The organism is Janthinobacterium salmonicoloratum, assembly GCF_051380845.1.
In the GTDB taxonomy this organism is placed as follows: Bacteria; Pseudomonadota; Gammaproteobacteria; order Burkholderiales; family Burkholderiaceae_D; genus Janthinobacterium; species Janthinobacterium lividum_F.
This window is the reverse complement of sequence record NZ_JBNYXV010000001.1, coordinates 317643-329564: the sequence shown is the minus strand read 5'-3', so window position 1 is coordinate 329564 and position 11922 is coordinate 317643. Positions and strand designations below refer to the sequence as shown.

Annotated in this window: 13 protein-coding genes; 6 read left to right on the top strand and 7 right to left on the bottom strand. The window is 62.4% G+C overall.

Features of this window, described 5'->3' with window-relative positions:
• Nucleotides 1–29 precede the first annotated feature (29 nt).
• The 7 genes from ACQ4WY_RS01490 to ygfZ all read right to left on the bottom strand — a co-directional run bounded on the left by ACQ4WY_RS01490 (nt 30) and on the right by ygfZ (nt 6845).
• Nucleotides 30–965: an ABC transporter substrate-binding protein gene (locus ACQ4WY_RS01490; RefSeq protein WP_353657076.1), complete on the bottom strand. Its 936-nt coding sequence runs from the start codon at nt 963–965 to the stop codon at nt 30–32.
• A gap of 54 nt (nt 966–1019) precedes the next feature.
• On the bottom strand, nt 1020–1970 hold the full coding sequence (gene tal / locus ACQ4WY_RS01485) for a transaldolase (protein WP_436502507.1): 951 nt from the start codon (nt 1968–1970) through the stop codon (nt 1020–1022).
• Nucleotides 1971–1972: 2 nt separating this feature from the next.
• Nucleotides 1973–3457 carry a xylulokinase gene (gene xylB / locus ACQ4WY_RS01480; protein ID WP_436504377.1) on the bottom strand — a complete coding sequence of 495 codons (1485 nt, stop codon included), beginning with the start codon at nt 3455–3457 and terminating at the stop codon, nt 1973–1975.
• Between the two features lie 30 nt (nt 3458–3487).
• A complete protein-coding gene (locus ACQ4WY_RS01475; protein ID WP_436502506.1) occupies nt 3488–4495 on the bottom strand; it encodes a LacI family DNA-binding transcriptional regulator in 1008 nt (335 codons plus the stop codon).
• Between the two features lie 208 nt (nt 4496–4703).
• Nucleotides 4704–5441 (bottom strand): NRDE family protein, encoded by a 738-nt coding sequence (locus tag ACQ4WY_RS01470; protein WP_436502505.1) that lies wholly within the window; start codon nt 5439–5441, stop codon nt 4704–4706.
• Nucleotides 5432–5722 (bottom strand): DUF4936 family protein, encoded by a 291-nt coding sequence (locus ACQ4WY_RS01465; protein ID WP_436502504.1) that lies wholly within the window; start codon nt 5720–5722, stop codon nt 5432–5434. Before ACQ4WY_RS01465 ends, ACQ4WY_RS01470 begins: the two co-directional genes overlap by 10 nt.
• A gap of 7 nt (nt 5723–5729) precedes the next feature.
• Nucleotides 5730–6845, bottom strand: a complete 1116-nt coding sequence (gene ygfZ / locus ACQ4WY_RS01460; protein WP_436502503.1) for a CAF17-like 4Fe-4S cluster assembly/insertion protein YgfZ — start codon at nt 6843–6845, stop codon at nt 5730–5732.
• A gap of 176 nt (nt 6846–7021) precedes the next feature.
• Between ygfZ and mltG the strand changes: the two genes are divergently transcribed.
• From mltG to ACQ4WY_RS01430, 6 genes are all read left to right on the top strand, one after another.
• Complete coding sequence (gene mltG / locus ACQ4WY_RS01455) at nt 7022–8008, top strand: endolytic transglycosylase MltG (RefSeq protein WP_436502502.1); 987 nt, start codon at nt 7022–7024, stop codon at nt 8006–8008.
• A 24-nt stretch (nt 8009–8032) separates the two neighbouring features.
• The gene (gene tmk, locus ACQ4WY_RS01450; RefSeq protein WP_436502501.1) at nt 8033–8674 is read left to right on the top strand and encodes a dTMP kinase; all 642 of its coding nucleotides are present in this window, start codon (nt 8033–8035) and stop codon (nt 8672–8674) included.
• Nucleotides 8675–8689: 15 nt separating this feature from the next.
• A complete protein-coding gene (locus ACQ4WY_RS01445) occupies nt 8690–9718 on the top strand; it encodes a DNA polymerase III subunit delta' (protein WP_436502500.1) in 1029 nt (342 codons plus the stop codon).
• A gap of 157 nt (nt 9719–9875) precedes the next feature.
• On the top strand, nt 9876–10262 hold the full coding sequence (locus tag ACQ4WY_RS01440; protein ID WP_436502499.1) for a VOC family protein: 387 nt from the start codon (nt 9876–9878) through the stop codon (nt 10260–10262).
• 97 nt (nt 10263–10359) lie between these two features.
• Nucleotides 10360–11139: a TatD family hydrolase gene (locus tag ACQ4WY_RS01435; protein ID WP_353657086.1), complete on the top strand. Its 780-nt coding sequence runs from the start codon at nt 10360–10362 to the stop codon at nt 11137–11139.
• A 16-nt stretch (nt 11140–11155) separates the two neighbouring features.
• On the top strand, nt 11156–11806 hold the full coding sequence (locus tag ACQ4WY_RS01430) for an ankyrin repeat domain-containing protein (RefSeq protein WP_436502498.1): 651 nt from the start codon (nt 11156–11158) through the stop codon (nt 11804–11806).
• The last annotated feature ends 116 nt before the right edge of the window (nt 11807–11922 follow it).

The following is an 11922-nucleotide window of genomic DNA, read 5'->3' as shown; positions in this document are numbered from 1 at the left end:
GCGGCGCCACGTGGTTCAGGTCAGGCAGATCAGTTCTTTACCCAGCCCGTGTAGGTGGCGACGTTTTCCTTGGTGATGGCCGGGGTCGGCAACAGCACCATGGTCTGTTTCGGCGTGCGGCCGTTCATGATGTCGTAGCCCATCTGCACGGCGTCGGTGGCCATGCGGTACGGGTTTTGCGCCGAGGTGGCGGCAAACAGGCCGGCCTTGTTTTTCAGGGCGTTCTGGCCATCGGGCGCGCCATCGACTGCCGTGATCAGTTTCACGTCCGTGCGCTTCGATTGCTTGATCGCCAGTTCGGCGCCGATGCCCGTCGGATCATTGATGGCGAATACGCCGTCGATCTTCGGATGGGCCGTCAGCAAGTTCGACATCACGGTCATGCCGCCGTCACGGCTGCCGCCCGCGTTCTGGTTGTCGGACAGGATCTTGATATCCTTGAACGCGGCCAGGGTTTTCTTGCAGCCATTGACGCGGTCGATCACGGACGTGACCGGCGGGCCGTTCAGGATCACCACATTGCCCTTGCCGCCGATCTGCTTGGCCAGGTAGGCGCACGACACGTCGCCAGCCATGGTGTTGTCGGACATCACGGTCGCCGAAGCGCCCACGGCGCCCACGTCGACAGCGATCACGACCACGCCCGCATTGCGCGCTTTCTTGATGGCTGGCGCGATGCCCTTGGAGTCGACGGCGTTCAGGATGATGATGTCGGTTTTATTGGCGATGAAGTTCTCGATCTGGTCCACCTGGGTGTTCAGGTCATACTTGCTGGAAACAGTGGTGACTTTCACGCCAGGGCCGCCCAGCTTTTTCGCGCTTTCTTCCGCGCCGCGGCCAATGGCCACGAAGAACGGGTTGGCCAGGTCGCCCACGCTGACGCCAATCGATTTCAGCGGTTTGTCAGCGGCGAAAGCGCCGCAGGCGACGGACAGCAGCAGGGAGGCGGTAATGACTTTTTTCATGAGGATCTCCAAGGGTTTTTATTGTGAAAAACAAACGGTGCTACGGGTAAAAACTTAGTGACTACGTAATTTCTCGATCATGGCGTCCAGCTTGCCCGCATCGACGGCGAAGCCGCGGATGCCTTCGGCCAGCTTTTCGGTGGCCATCGCATCGTCGTTCAATGCGTAGCGGAAGGCCGCCTCGTCATACGTGATGGCCGGCTGCGCCGCGCCCAAGTCGCCGCCCAGGGCGCGCTCGAACGGCGCATCGGCCGCTTCCAGCTTGGCCAGCAAATCCGGGCTGATGGTCAGCAAGTCGCAGCCGGACAGGGCCGTGATCTGCCCCACGTTGCGGAAGCTGGCGCCCATCACTTGCGTGGCGATGCCGTGTTGTTTGTAGTAATTGAAGATGCGCGTAACCGACTGTACACCTGGATCGTTGGACAGGCTGCGCGCCGCTTCGTCCCATGCCGCACCCTGCGACTTCTTGTGCCAGTCGTAGATGCGGCCCACGAACGGCGAAATCAGGCGTACTTTCGCATCGGCGCAGGCGACGGCCTGGCAAAACGCAAACAGCAGGGTCAAGTTGCAAAAGATGCCATCTTTTTCCAGTTCACGCGCTGCCTGGATGCCTTCCCAGGTGGCGGCGACCTTGATCAGCACGCGCTCGCGGCTGACGCCAGCTTGCTCGTACAGGGCGATCAAGCGGCGTCCGCGGGCGACGGTGGCGTCGCGGTCAAAGCTCAGACGGGCATCGACTTCCGTCGACACGCGGCCCGGCACGACCTTCAAGATTTCCAGCCCGAATCGCACCAGCACCTGGTCGACGATATCGTCCAGCGCAGCGTTCTTGTGCGCGGCGACCGTGTTTTCCAGCAAGGGTGCGTAGTCGGGCTGCAGCACGGCCTTCAGGATCAGCGACGGATTGGTGGTGGCGTCTTGTGGCGCGAAACGGGCCAGTTGCAAGAAGTCGCCCGTGTCGGCGACGACGGTGCTGTGCTGTTTCAATTGTTGCAGCTGATTCATTACTATTCCTTATCACTGAGTTGGTGCAAGGCTTGCACGGCGGGAAACAGGCTACGGTAGCGGCCGTAACGGATGCTCAAGGCTGCGCTGTGCGCGGCATCGGGCAGGAAAGTGTTTTTGATGGGCAAGCCCTGCGTGAGCAGGCTGGTGTCGCCGATGGCGGCAAAGCCCAGCTTGGCAGCGCCCAGGCTGGCCGACAGTTCGCTGTTGTGCAGGGTGCGCATTTCACGGCCCAGCACATTGGCCAGCAATTGTGCCCAGTACTGGCTGCGCGCGCCGCCGCCCACCAGCATGCAGTGGGGCACCACTGCACCGGTCGAGGTGACGGCCGCCATGGCATCGCGCAAGGCAAAGGCCACGCCTTCGAGCACGGCATAGCCGAGCTGCGCCGGCGTGCTGTCGTGGCCCAGTTGCAAAAAGGCGCCGCGCACTTGCGGGTCGTTATGCGGCGTGCGCTCGCCCGACAGGTAGGGCAGGAACAGGGGCGCGGACGGTGCGATGGCCGTATCGAGCGGCAAGCCCGCTTCCACCAGCGCCAGCAGGGCCGCCTCGTCGGGCTGGCCCAGCACGCCCGTCGCCCAGCGCAAGCAGCTGGCGCCCGACAGGATCGCGCCCATGGCATACCAGCGCCCGGGCAGGGCGTGACAAAAGCTGTGCACGCCGCCGGCCGGGTTGCCCAGCGGTGCTTCGGTGACGGAAACGATGGCGGCGCTGGTGCCCAGTGAGATAAAACTGTCGCCACCATTGACGGCGCCGATGCCCACGGCCGAGACGGGATTGTCGCCGCCACCACCGGCCACCACCACGTCCATGGGCAAGCCCAGCTGGTCGGCGATGGCGGCCAGCACGGTGCCCGTGGCGGCGTCGCCTTCGGCCAGCGCCGGCATTTGTTCCAGCGTCAAGCCGCAGGCGGCCAGCATGGGTGCGTACCATGCGCGCCTGGCCTCGTCCAGCCACAGGGTGCCGGCCGCGTCGGACATGTCCGTGAGTTTGATCCCTGTCAAGCGCAGGCGCAGATAGTCTTTCGGCGACAGCAGGCAGGCGATGGTGGCGAAAGCGTCAGGCTCGTGCGTTTGCAGCCACAGCAGTTTCGGCGCCGTCAATCCCGCCATGGGCAGGCTGCCCGTCACGTCCGCATACGAGGGATAGTCGCGCGCGAGGGTGGCCGCTTCGGCTTCGGCGCGCGCATCGTTCCACAGGATGGCGGGACGGATTACGCTATCGTTGGCGTCGAGCAGCACGGCGCCATGCATCTGGCCCGACAGGCCGATGCAGGCGATCTGCGCATAGTCCTGCGGCCAGCCGGCGCGCAGCTGGCCCAGCGCGTTGACGCAGGCGGCCCACCAGTCTTGCGGCGCTTGTTCGGACCAGCCCGGCTGCGGGCGGCTGACGTCCAGGCGCACGGAAGCCTGGCCGCGCACCTTGCCCGCGCTGTCCATCAGCACGGTTTTCAGTTCGGAGGTACCGAGATCGATACCGAGGGAAATAGCTGGATGCATATTGTTTACAGTAAAAGGTCAGGGGCAGCCGCAGGAATTGCGTACGCGCAGGGTCGGCGACAAGCGCTGTACATGCTGGGCGCGGCCCGGATTGGCGATGCGGTCGATCAGCAGGTCGACAGCCATGGCGCCCAGCTCTTCGAGCGGCTGCGCCATCACGGTCAGGCGCGGGCTGAAGTAATCGGCCCAGTCGAAATCATCGAAGCCGGCCAGGGCCACGCCTTGCGGTACCGCAATGTGGGCGTCACGCAAGGCATGCATGGTGCCGATGGTCATCAGATTATTGCCGGCAACGATGGCCGTGGGACGCTGTGCGGCGGGCAGGGCCAGCAATTCGCGCGTGGCCGCGCCGCTGCGTTCCAGGTTGGAGTCGCCCGAGCGCAGCAGATCCGCATCGAAGGCGATATTGGCGCGCTGCAAGGCCAGGCGGTAGCCTGCAATACGCTCGTCCGTCGTGGACAGGCCCGGCGCGCCCGCGATGAAGCCGATGCGGCGGTGGCCGTGGGCCGCGATCAGATGGCTGACCAGCTGGGCCGTCGCCTCGATGTTTTCCACGCCCACCTGGTCGAATGGTTGCGGTGACATGCGGTCGACCAGCACGGACGCGATCTTGTTGCTGTTTAAGTACTCGAGGGCGCGGTTGTGGGGATCGCCGGACGGCGCCAGCACGATGCCGTCGACCCGGCGCTGGTGCAAGTTCTGCACCACTTTCAATTCCTGCTCGGGATCATCATGCGTATCGGAAAACAGCATCATCAAGCCATGGCGCGTGCAGGCTGCCTCGACGGCGCGTACGGTTTCGCTGAAGTAATGATTGGTGAAAGCGGAAATGGCCACGCCGATGGTGCCCGACGAGGAGCCGGCCAGGGCGCGGGCCAGCATGTTCGGCACATAGCCGATCTGCTGCATGGCCGCGTTGACTGCGGCGACGGTTTTTGGGCTGACCTTGCGGGTGCCGTTGAGTACGTGGGAAACGGTCGACAGCGATACGTCCGCCGCCCGCGCTACATCTTCCATGGTGGCCATGGTGTCTCCTGAGGTTTTTTTATTATTGTGTGCTGCGATTGGGTACGGCTGTGTCGCCGCGTTTGAATCTATCGTAAACAAAAGAAAGCGCTTGCGCAAGCGCTTTCTTTTTTTGCGCGAACGATATTTTGCCTAGACAAGAAAGCCGTGCAGGAGGGAAGGGATGCGGAAAACAGGGCGGAGCCGGACGGTGCCGGCCCCGCAAGAATTACTGAATTACCAGCTCATGCAGTTCGCCGGGAGAATCCGGGAACAGTTTCACGACGGTGGAAGTGCGCGTGCCGTAGCCCGGTGTTTCGATGCAGACGGCGGAGAGTACGCGTTCGAGGTCGAGCGGCACGCCCGTGTCCGGCAAGCGGAAGTCGGGCGCGCGCGTGGTGTCGGCCAGCATGTCGAAATACGCTTCATCGGGCGCTCCCTGGCACAGCAGGCTGGCGAACTGGGCTTTGGTCTTCAAGACTTTTGGCCACGGCGCGTCCAGCAGGGCGTTCGACAAGCCGTAGATACCCGGCTCCAGGGGCTGGCCATTGCGCGCATCGCCATCGCCCCGGTTGGAAAACCAGATCAGCGTATGCGCATCGCCCAGCACCAGATTAAAACCGTTGTAGGCTTTGCATCCGGGGCGGATTTGCGCGATGTAATCTTGTGGCGACATATTGCCGGCCAGATAGTCAGCCACTAGGGCGCCGCGCGAGGGGGCGTCCGGGTTGCGGTCTTGCGGACTGCGGATATTCGTGATGGCGGCAAAGCGCGAGCTGCCGCTGCCCGCCTGGGTGATGCCCATCCAGCTGCCGCCCGCCTGCAGGTCGCGGCCCGCATACACTTGCGGGTGCTCGGGCCAGGCGCCGGCGGGGGCGCTGGCGCGTTCATAGAATTCGTCGCGGTTGGCGGCGGCAATCAGCGGGATGTGCGGATTGACTTTCCAGGCAAAAACGATCAGGCACATGGAGGCAAATCCATGAACACTTCCGTATGGCGCGCGCCTGCCGTCAGGGCCAGCAAGCCCGCCTCGTCGGCGGCCGTGGCCAATAGTTCGGCAAAACCTTCGCCGACGACGGGATAGATTTCCATCCACGTCTGCAAGCCATCCTTGCTGTCAGGGCGGCGCTTGAGTTGCGGCGCCACGCCCGAGGCGGCCGCCAGTTTCGCTTGCATGGCACGCACGCGCGCTTCCAGCGCCTGGGCGTGCTCTTCCTTCACTTGATAGTAAATGTATAAATCTTTCATGGCATTCTCACAAGTCGAGTGCGTCGAGCACGTAAGGCATGGGCAGGAACTGCACGTGAGCGCCCTGGGCCGAACCGTAGCGCACGGCGCCGGCTGCGCTTGAACCTTCTGTTATCGCCCCCAACTTCATTTCAACGAGGGCGTCGATACCGCCGCTGCCGTTGGGCGCCGCGTTGACGACCATGCCGCAAGGCTGCTCCGGGTCGCTGACGGCGAACAGTTCGCCACCGGCCACTGCCGACGCGTCATCGATGCTGACGAGGGTGGTGCGGCGCTTGAGCTTGCCCAGGTACTGGCTGCGCGCGACGATTTCCTGGCCCGGGTAGCAGCCTTTCTTGAAATTGACGCCGCCCAGCAATTCAAAATTGACCATTTGCGGCACGAATTGCTCTTGCGTGGCGGCCGTGATCTGCGGGATGCCCGCATGGATTTCCGACAGGCGCCAGGCATCCATCCCGCCCTTGGCGAGAGTGCCGGCCAGCTGCGGCCACACGTCGCGCGCCGTGGTGGCAGAGGTCAGCCATTCATAGCGGGCGCTGCCAAACGCATCGGCCACGCGCAGCAGGGTGCCCAGCGCATGCTCAATTTTGCTGAACGGCGTGGCGGGCAGAGTGGGAAACAGTGCGGACAGGGCCGCGCTGGCCCTTTGGCCGCCGAGGCCCAGGATGACCTGGTTGGCTTCATCAAAGGATGCGTCATGCAGCTTGGCCTTGGCGCGCAGCACGAACATCTGCAGGCGCTTCTGGATGGCTGGCTGTATGGCGCGCGGTAATTGCAGATAAATGGTGGTGGCGTTGCGCCACATCAGGAAACTGGCCAGCAGCCGACCCTTCGGCGTGCAGTAACCGGCCAGGCGCACTTGCTCCTGGCTCAGGTGTTCCACATCGTTGGTCAGCTGGCCATGCAGGAAACTGGCCGCCTCGTCGCCGTTCAAGCCGATCAAGCCCTGGTCCGTGATGGCCGCGACAAAACCTTCTTGCAGCTGGGACACTGTCAGGGACTGGCCGAAATCGTGAATAGGGGCGGCGGCGATGGGGGCGGTGCTGTCAGGCGCGCCATCGATGGCAGCGGGACGGGCGCCTTGTGCTGTTAAAAATTGATTCCAGTTATTCATAATTTCCATTAGATCAGCGATTAAGCATTATCATTACGGGTTCATTATAGTGATGTCGCGCAGATTGCGTCGGCAGCGGCAAGTTTGCCAGTGTTGGCGCCGCTTTGCGCGCACTTGCTTCACAAATGAACGATCATAACAAGCGGACGTTGGCCATCAGCGCCCGCATCACAAGAATCGGAACAATGGCTTTCTTTAAAAAACTTGTAGTCAGTTCAGTCATCGCCGCCATCGGCGTCGGTGGTACTTTTGTGTACTGGGCGCAGCAGCCCATCACCACGGACGGCGAAGCGATTCCGTTTACGATCGCGCCGGGCAGCGGCGCGCATGCGGCCGGCCAGCAGATCGCGGACGCGGGCGTGCCCATCGTGCCCATCCTGTTCAACATGCTGGCGCGCATCGAAGGCAAGACCTCGAAGATCAAGGCCGGTTCCTACGAGTTGAAACCGGGCACCACGCCGCAGCGCCTGATCACGCAGCTGGCGCGCGGTGAATTCGCGCAAGAGTCGCTGACCATCATCGAAGGCTGGACTTTCAAGCAGATGCGCGCCGCGATGGCCAACCACCCTGGCCTCAAGCACGATACGGCGGGCCTGTCCGACAAGGAGCTGATGGCGAAGATCAGCCCGGAATACATGTTGCCGGAAGGCTTGTTCTTCCCGGATACGTATCTGTTCGCCAAGGGCGCCAGCGAAATGCAGATCTTCAAGCAAGCGCACACGGCCATGATCGGCCGCCTGTCGGAGGCGTGGTTCAAGCGCGATCCGGCCTTGCCGTATAAAAACCCGTACGAGGCGCTGATCATGGCTTCCATCGTGGAAAAGGAAACGGGGCAAAAGTCCGAACGCGCCATGATCGCCGGCGTGTTCGTCAACCGCTTGAAAACAGGCATGCTGCTGCAGACGGACCCTACCGTGATCTATGGCATGGGCGACAACTACCAGGGCAAGATCCGCAAACGCGACCTGGAAGCGGACACCCCGTACAATACCTACACGCGCGGCGGCTTGCCGCCCACACCGATCGCCCTGGCTGGCGCGCAATCGCTGACGGCGGCGCTGGCGCCGGCCCGCACGCAAGCGCTGTATTTCGTCGCACGTGGCGACGGCACCAGCCAGTTCTCGGCCAACTTGCCCGACCATAACCGCGCCGTAAACCAGTATCAGCGTTAATATCATTACAAGATTAAGAGTTTCATGACACAACAATATCAACCCCGCTTCATCACCTTCGAAGGCATCGATGGCGCGGGCAAGTCGACGCATATCGGCTTTGTCACCGACTACCTGCAGCAGCGGGGCGTAAGCCTCGTGTCGTCGCGCGAACCGGGCGGCACCAGCCTGGGCGAAAAGCTGCGCGAACTGCTGCTGCATGAAAAAATGCACCTGGAAACGGAAGCCTTATTGATGTTCGCCAGCCGCCGCGAACACATCGCGCAAGTCATCGCGCCTGCCCTGGAGCGTGGCGAGTGGGTCATTTCCGACCGCTTCAGCGATGCCAGCTTCGCCTATCAGGGCGGTGGGCGTGGCATGGACTTGGGCAAGATGGAAGCGCTAGAAGCATGGGTGCATCCGCATTTGCAGCCGGACTTGACATTCCTGTTCGACGTGCCGCTGGCCGTGGCCCGTGCCCGCCTAGACGCCACGCGCGCGCTCGACAAGTTCGAGCAGGAGCGATCGGACTTCTTTGCCGCCACACGCAACGAGTACCTGCGCCGCGCGGCGCAGTTCCCCGGACGTTTCCGCATCATCGATTCCACGCAAAGCATCGCTGATATCCAGGTACAGCTGGCAAAACTGCTTGATGTATTGCTTGAGAAAAGTATTGCAAGCCACTGATTGACAAGGAATAAAATGAACAGTCCTCTCTATCCGTGGCAACAGGACGCCTGGCAGCAGTTGCAAGCCCTGCGCCCGCGCATGCCGCATGCCATTTTGTTCCATGGCGCGCAGGGCATCGGCAAGGCCGACTTCATCGAGCATTTCGCGCAGGCCTTGCTGTGCGAAGACGTGCGCGCCGACGGCCATGCCTGCGGCGCCTGCGCCTCGTGCGGCTGGTTTAGCCAGGGCAACCATCCCGATTACCGCAGGGTCCGTCCGGAAGCGCTGGAAGACGAGGTGGCCGACGACGGCGAAGATGGCGAAGGCGCGAAGAAAAGCGCCAAGACCAAGACGCCGTCGAAAGACATCAAGATCGAGCAGATCCGCAACCTGGCCGACTTCATGAACATTTCCACGCACCGCCAAGGCTTGCGCGTGGTGGTGCTGTACCCGGCCGAGGCGCTGAACACGCCCGCGTCGAACGCCTTGCTGAAGACCCTGGAAGAGCCGCCGCCGGGCACCTTGTTCCTGCTGGCCTCGAACAGCCTGGATCGCTTGCTGCCGACGATCCTGTCGCGCTGCAGGAAGTTTGCCTTGCCCATGCCCAGCCATGAGCAGGCGTTGACCTGGCTCAAGCAACAAGGTTTGAACGATGCGGACAGCTGGCTGCGCGAGCAGGGCGGCGCGCCGCTGGCCGCGCTGGCCCAGTCCGAATCGGGCGGCCGTGAAGAAACGGAACAATTGCTGCAGGTGCTGGCCAACCCGGGTGTGGAAGCGGCCCTGAAAGCCGCCGACAAGCTGCAGAAGGCGCCTCTGGCGCCACTGGTGGCATCGCTGCAGCGCTGGCTGTATGACGTGTTTTCCGTCAAATTGTCCGGCACCATCCGCTACTACCCGCGCCACCGGCGTGAACTGGAAGCGCTGGCCGGGCGCATCAACGTGAGCCGTTTGATGGCCGCCATCAAGGCCGCCAACGAACGCCGGGCGATTGCCGAACACCCCTTGTCGCCCAAGCTGTTCCTGGAAGATATGTTGATCGATTACGCATCAAGTTGCCAATAAAATCAAAGGCTTGCATTGAAAAGTTAATCTTAATTATTGTATTCTTGGCGTGTCTTTCTTATCCTGGTCAAGCGCGTTGGCGCAAGCTCTCCGCGCTGTTTGCCATGTCCGGGGCAGGGTGTTACAGTCAAGGCACTGGACAACAACGGAGGCGTGCATGAAACGAGTGACTGGCATCGGCGGCATCTTTTTCCATGCACAAGACCCGGCCGCGCTGCGCGCCTGGTACCAGCGCCACCTGGGCCTGGACGTGCAGCCGTGGGGCGGCGCCGCCTTCACCTGGACGGACGCCGATGGCAAGCCCACTGGCGGCACCACCATCTGGTCGGTCGCGGCCGATGACAACGAGCAATTCGCGCCTGGCAAGGCCGCCTTCATGATCAACTACCGGGTCGACGACCTCGACGCGCTGCTGCAGACTCTGCGCGACGAGGGCTGCAACGTGCTGGAAAAGGCGCCCGACTCCGAGTATGGCCAGTTCGGCTGGGTCATCGATCCCGAGGGCAACAAGGTGGAGCTGTGGCAGCCGCCGCAGGGGCAGTAGGCGAACCGCGCGGGAGTAACGTGGGAGTAGTTAGCGGCAGGACGGATTTGCTCCTTCCCCCTGCCAGATTTCGCTCCCTCCGGTACAATCCCGCCTTATGTATATCGATTCCCATTGCCATATCAATTTCCCCGAGCTGGCTGCTCGCATGCCCGAGATCCTCGCCAAGATGGCCGAGAACAAGGTGACCCACGCCCTGTGCGTGTCCGTCGACTTGCCGGACTTTCCACAGGTGCTGGCCCTGGCCGAGCAGTATCCGCACATCTTCGCCTCCGTCGGCGTGCATCCCGATTACGAGGACACGCCTGAACCGTCCGTGGAAGACCTGGTGCGCCTGGCCGATCACCCGAAGATTATCGCCATCGGCGAGACGGGCCTCGACTATTTCCGCCTGACGGGCGACCTTGAGTGGCAGCGCGAGCGTTTCCGCACGCACATCAAAGCTTCAAGAATCACCCGTAAGCCCTTGATTATTCACACAAGAGCGGCCAGCGAAGACACCATACGCATCATGCGCGAAGAGGGTGCTGGCGTGTCGGACGGCGGCGTGGCCGGCGTCATGCATTGCTTTACTGAATCGCTGGAAGTGGCGCGCGCCGCCATCGACATGGGTTTCTATATTTCCTTTTCCGGCATCGTCACGTTCAAGAGCGCGAAAGACTTGCAGGCCGTGGCCCTGGAAGTGCCGCTCGAGCGCATCCTCATCGAGACGGATTCGCCGTACCTGGCGCCCGTGCCCTTCCGCGGCCGCATGAACGAGCCCGGCTATGTGGCCCACGTGGCGGAATACCTGTCGACCTTGAAAGGCATCCCCCTGGAGCAGGTGGCGCGCCAGACGACGGATAATTTCTTCAAGTTATTCAATCAGTTGCCATAACTTCTTAAGGTAAGACATGATGAAAAAATTCGCTGCTGCGATGCTGCTGTGCTGCGCGACGGCCAGCCAGGCGGCGCCGGAACCGGACGCCTTCTTCCGCGCCGTGTCCGTCAATAATGTCAGCGGCGTGCGCAGCATGCTGGCGGAGGGCATGAATCCGAACCAGCCTGACGCGCAGCGGGGCGACATTCCTCTCGTGCTGGCCTTGCGCGACGATGCTGACAAGGTATTCAAGCTGCTGCTCGACTCTCCCGGCATCGACCTGGAAGCCCGTTCGGCCAATGGCAATACGGCGCTGATGATGGCGGCCTACAAGCACAAGCAGGACGCCGTGCAAGCCTTGCTGGCCAAGGGCGCCAAGGTCAACCAGAGCGGCTGGACGGCGTTGCACTATGCGGCCTCGGCGGGCGACTTGCCCATCATGAAGGTTTTACTGGACCGCGATGCCGTGGTCGATGCACGCGCGCCTGCCAACATCACGCCGCTGATGTTTGCCGCCCGCGAAGGGCAGGAAGGCGCCGTGAAGCTGCTGCTGTCCTGGGGCGCGGACGCGAGCCTGAAGAGCGACCATGGCTGGACGGCCGTGCAGTTCGCCCAGGCGGGCGACAAGCCCGGCGTGGTCGCCATCATCGAAGCGGCACAGAAGGCGCGCGCCGCACGTAAATAAGTACACGCAAGTAATGCATCTTTAGTAATACTTTCCATGCCAGCGCTGAAACTGGCATGGAATTGCCTCTCACCTCAGCCCTTTGTTCTCCTTGCCGATTAACGATAATGATCGTG

Excerpts from the sequence above, each read along its gene's own strand:
- ACQ4WY_RS01490 (WP_353657076.1), bottom strand. The coding sequence starts at position 965 with ATGAAAAAAGTCATTACCGCCTCCCTGCTGCTGTCCGTCGCCTGCGGC.
- tal (WP_436502507.1), bottom strand. The coding sequence starts at position 1,970 with ATGAATCAGCTGCAACAATTGAAACAGCACAGCACCGTCGTCGCCGAC.
- ACQ4WY_RS01475 (WP_436502506.1), bottom strand. The coding sequence starts at position 4,495 with ATGGCCACCATGGAAGATGTAGCGCGGGCGGCGGACGTATCGCTGTCG.
- ACQ4WY_RS01470 (WP_436502505.1), bottom strand. The coding sequence starts at position 5,441 with ATGTGCCTGATCGTTTTTGCCTGGAAAGTCAATCCGCACATCCCGCTG.
- ACQ4WY_RS01465 (WP_436502504.1), bottom strand. The coding sequence starts at position 5,722 with ATGAAAGATTTATACATTTACTATCAAGTGAAGGAAGAGCACGCCCAG.
- ygfZ (WP_436502503.1), bottom strand. The coding sequence starts at position 6,845 with ATGGAAATTATGAATAACTGGAATCAATTTTTAACAGCACAAGGCGCC.
- mltG (WP_436502502.1), top strand. The coding sequence starts at position 7,022 with ATGGCTTTCTTTAAAAAACTTGTAGTCAGTTCAGTCATCGCCGCCATC.
- tmk (WP_436502501.1), top strand. The coding sequence starts at position 8,033 with ATGACACAACAATATCAACCCCGCTTCATCACCTTCGAAGGCATCGAT.
- ACQ4WY_RS01445 (WP_436502500.1), top strand. The coding sequence starts at position 8,690 with ATGAACAGTCCTCTCTATCCGTGGCAACAGGACGCCTGGCAGCAGTTG.
- ACQ4WY_RS01440 (WP_436502499.1), top strand. The coding sequence starts at position 9,876 with ATGAAACGAGTGACTGGCATCGGCGGCATCTTTTTCCATGCACAAGAC.
- ACQ4WY_RS01435 (WP_353657086.1), top strand. The coding sequence starts at position 10,360 with ATGTATATCGATTCCCATTGCCATATCAATTTCCCCGAGCTGGCTGCT.
- ACQ4WY_RS01430 (WP_436502498.1), top strand. The coding sequence starts at position 11,156 with ATGATGAAAAAATTCGCTGCTGCGATGCTGCTGTGCTGCGCGACGGCC.